Here is a 2,330-nt window from a genome sequence, read left to right as displayed (position 1 = left end):
GCACGCCCGGCGCTCCTGGTCTGCCGCGTCCGTCCGCTTACAGGCGGATGCCCACGCGGATGCCGAACTGCGGATCGGCGTCTTCCTGGAAGACGTGGCGCACTTCGCCGCCGATGGTCAGCAGGCTGAAGCCCACCATGGCGCCGGCCTTGATGCCGAAGTTGGTCTCCGAATCGCTGTCGAAGGCGTCGTCTTCGGGGTTGAAGCGCGAGATTACCAGCTGCGGCTGCACGTAGCCCGACACCGACGGGCCCACCGGAATGCCCAGGTCCGCGCCGATGCCCAGGCCGATGGGGATCTGCACGAAGTCGCCCAGGCCGTCGATGGAGAGCAGGCGGCCCTCCACCACGGGGCACGCCGAAACGCGCGGCCCGATCATCAACCCCAGCGAGGGAGTCTCAAACGCGACGCCGGCGAAGTACTCGTTGAAGCTCTCCTCGTCCTCGTCGTCGCCCTCACCCGAGAGCACGTTCAGGCCGCCGTAGACGCCCAGCGGGCCCGAGGCATTGTAGTCTGCCTCCACGCCGAACGAATCGCCGTTTTCCGGGAAATCCGCCCGGCCGCCGAAGTAGAACCCGCGGTCCGACGACGGGTAGCCCGCGCAGACCTGCGCCGAGGCCGTGCCGGCCAGGGTCACCGTGGCGAGAACCGCGAACAGTCCAGCCGCTGCTTTCTTCATCTCTCGTTCCCGGAAACGGGTTGTCGGGGCGCGGACGTCCGCGCGCGAAACCGGATCGCGGTCCGGTTGAGGCGCAGAATATGGGTTCGGGGGTGCTCCTCGTCAAACCTTTCGTTGAAACTGACACTCCCCCTGCTACCCGCACGGGAGCGCGGCAAAGGAGCCGCGGGCACATCCGCCCCTCGCGAAGCCCTCGCGGCGGGACGGGTCAGCGTACCCATGTGGACCGTGCGCGGCGGAGGCATTCTTGTGGCGCGCCGCGGGGCACGGTGCTCCGCGGCGATCCTGACGAGCGCCACAACACGGGGGAACGATGAACAGCACGCTTCTGCGCCGCACCGCGGCGCTCTGCCTTTGCGCCGCCACGGCCGCCTGCACCCAGGGCAACGCCGAAGTGATCGATGCGGACGCCCTGCCCAACCTGGTCACCATCTCCGCCGCCGACTTCAGCTACCAGGCGCCGGCCACCATTCCGTCCGGGCTCACCACGCTGCGCCTGGTGAACGGCGGGCACGAGATGCACCACGCACAGCTGGTGCGGCTGGAGGACGGCCACACGGTGCAGGAGCTCGTGCAGGGCATGGCCGCCAATCCGCACGGGCCGCCGCCGCCCTGGGTGCGCTTCGTGGGCGGGCCCAACGCCGCGGTGCCCGGGCAGCCCGCCGAGGCCACGGTGGACCTCAAGGCCGGCAACTACGCCATCCTCTGCTTCATCCCCAGCAAGGACGGGGTGGCGCACGTGGCCAAGGGGATGATCAAGCCGCTGACGGTGATTGACGCCCCGTCGCGCGCCGTGGCCCCGCAGGCCGACGTGGAGGTGAAGCTGAACGACTACGGGTTCGAGTTTTCGCGCGAGCTGAGCGCCGGCCGCCACACCCTCAAGGTGCAGAACGACGTGGCGCAGCCGCACGAGCTGATCCTGGTGCGCCTGGCGCCCGGCAAGACGGTGGCCGACATGACGGCGTGGATGATGAGCGAGCAGGGGCCCCCTCCGGGCATGCCCATGGGCGGCACCACGCTGCTCAGCACGGGTGACGTGAACTACGTGACGCTGGACCTTGCGCCGGGCGAGTACGCGCTGCTCTGCATGGTCCCCGACGCGGGCGACGGCAAGCCGCACGTGATGCACGGCATGGCCCGCCAGATCACCGTCCGCTGACCGGTTCCTTTGAAGGACGAACGCTCCCGCCGCGGATCCCGCGGCGGGAGCGTTGTGTGTTGCCATCGTGCCAAGCGCCGGGGAGCGTGGCTGCCCAGGATGCTCGGGGCGACGAACCAACTCGTTGCCCCACAAGAATTTGTCATCCTGAGGAGGCGCCGGACGCACCTTCCGCCACGCCGAGTCCTGGCGCCGACGAAGGATCTGCTTCGCCTGTGAGAACGGGTGTGCGTGTCGCGACGGTGGCTCGGCGGAAAGTAGATCCTCGACTCCGCGCCACAGTTTGACGCGACGGAAGGTCCCGTGCAGCGCTCCGCTCAGGATAACAGGTGTTTGTGCGCCCAAGCCTTTGCCGCGCAAGAACTTGACATCCTGAGGAGGCGCCGGAGGCACGGATCGCCACGCCGAGTCCTGGCGCCGACGAAGGATCTGCTACGCCTGTGAGAACGGGCATGCGTGTCGCGACGTTGGCTCGGCGTAAAGTAGATCCTT

2 protein-coding genes are annotated in these 2,330 nt (G+C 68.6%); one reads left to right on the top strand and one right to left on the bottom strand.

Features of this window, described 5'->3' with window-relative positions:
• Positions 1 to 37: 37 nt before the first annotated feature.
• The gene (locus tag VF665_RS14770; RefSeq protein ID WP_331054206.1) at positions 38 to 679 is read right to left on the bottom strand and encodes a hypothetical protein; all 642 of its coding nucleotides are present in this window, start codon (positions 677 to 679) and stop codon (positions 38 to 40) included.
• Positions 680 to 992: 313 nt separating this feature from the next.
• On the opposite strand from VF665_RS14770, the gene VF665_RS14765 reads away from it, so the two are divergent.
• Positions 993 to 1,838: a hypothetical protein gene (locus tag VF665_RS14765; protein ID WP_331054205.1), complete on the top strand. Its 846-nt coding sequence runs from the start codon at positions 993 to 995 to the stop codon at positions 1,836 to 1,838.
• Positions 1,839 to 2,330: the final 492 nt, after the last annotated feature.

The sequence above is a fragment of the Longimicrobium sp. genome (assembly GCF_036387355.1).
Lineage (GTDB): Bacteria > Gemmatimonadota > Gemmatimonadetes > Longimicrobiales > Longimicrobiaceae > Longimicrobium.
This window is presented reverse-complemented; position numbering and strand designations above follow the sequence as displayed.